General features: G+C 43.1%; 2 protein-coding genes. Both read left to right on the top strand.

The window, feature by feature from the left end; genetic code table 11:
• Nucleotides 1-778 (top strand): RHS repeat-associated core domain-containing protein (locus KCG48_RS14445; RefSeq protein ID WP_331000410.1); only part of this gene is annotated, 778 nt, incomplete at its 5' end.
• Nucleotides 779-796: 18 nt separating this feature from the next.
• Nucleotides 797-1,267: a hypothetical protein gene (locus KCG48_RS14440; RefSeq protein WP_211802879.1), complete on the top strand. Its 471-nt coding sequence runs from the start codon at nucleotides 797-799 to the stop codon at nucleotides 1,265-1,267.
• The last annotated feature ends 266 nt before the right edge of the window (nucleotides 1,268-1,533 follow it).

Genomic DNA, 1,533 nt, shown 5'->3' with positions numbered 1-1,533 from the left:
GTGGGGAAAACCGCTCACCGTGGAAGGGACCCTGGCGGAAACCCTGGGGCAGAAGAATCCCTACCGGTATCGGGGGTGCACCTATGACAAGGAGACGGGACTCTACTACCTGGGCTCCCGGTACTACAACCCGGTAATCGGAAGGTTTATCAACGCGGATGATATAAATATTCTTTTTGAGGATCAGGATAATCTTATTGAACATAATCTTTTTACTTATTGTCTAAACAATCCGGTTAATATGACGGATGACACCGGTTATATTGCATGGTGGATTGGTGCTGCTGTTGGTGGAGCAATATTTGACACTGCAGTATATATGATAGGAGCTGCACTAACTAGCCAAAGAATCACATTGTCTGGAGTAGGCAAAGCGGCCTTGGTTGGAGCTATTTCCGGTGTTGCTTTTGGAGCAGCAGGAAAAGTTGCAACTAAGCTTATTAAAGGTGCAACCGCCGCAGCCAAAACAGGAATAACAACAGTATATATTTCTAAAAATGCAAAGAAAGTTGTGCAATATGTAGGGATAACTGATGATATCGCTCGGCGAGCGGCTGAGCACTTAGCTAAAAAGGGAATCCGTATTGAATCTCTCATGAAAGGGTTAAGTAGAGCCGATGCACGAGCGGTGGAACAAGCATTAATAGAAATACACGGCTTGGCTAAAAACGGTGGCACACTAATAAATAAGATAAATTCAATAGCAAAAACCAACAAAATTTATGCCCAAGCATTAAAGAGAGGCTATGAGCTCTTGAAGAAAATAGGTTATAAATGATTAAAGGGGGAACTAAATTTGGGATTGCCAAAGGTCGAATACGGAGATGTTTTCCAGGTATCTCTTACCAATGGTTACGGGTTTATGCAATGCGTCAAGGAAGCCCCAAAAACCGAGTGTGAGACTATACGAATACTTCCAGGTGTTTACGGTGAAAAAGACATTGACAGTATTGACAAAATCGTAAGCGTAAAGGAATTGTTCTTTTTGAGATTACCCGTAAAATATGCTATAAAACAAAAACTTTTAAAACCAATTGGTAATTTTCCTGTGCCTATCGGTTCAAAAGCACCAAGATTTTTTAGAACAGAACATATTATAGGTTCAGAATTTATTGGTTGGCATATTATTGATTCTGAAAATTTTCAGAGAAGGCTTGTTAAAGAGCTTTCTTTAGAAGAAAAAAGTCTGTCTGAGTGGGATATTATTTCAATACCAGATTTGGTGGAGAAGATTGAAACCGGATGGACTCTAGAGAACTGGATATAATTATATTATAATCTTGTATCCCGGGGAAATCTCTCCACCCTCACCGAGGGCGACGCCCTCACCACCTACACCTACAATGCCCTGAATGAACTGGTCCGGGAGGACCAGGCCGGGCGGCAGGAGACCGTGACCTATACGTATGATGACGGGGGGAATCTTCGGACGAAGAGCGTCCATGCCTATACCCTGGGGGAAGTGGGCCCGGCTCAAAAAACCGTGGTCTATACCTATGGCAACGAGAACTGGAAGGATCAGCTCACGGCCTA

The organism is Proteiniclasticum sediminis (assembly GCF_018128025.1).
GTDB lineage: Bacteria > Bacillota > Clostridia > Clostridiales > Clostridiaceae > Proteiniclasticum > Proteiniclasticum sediminis.
This window is presented reverse-complemented; position numbering and strand designations above follow the sequence as displayed.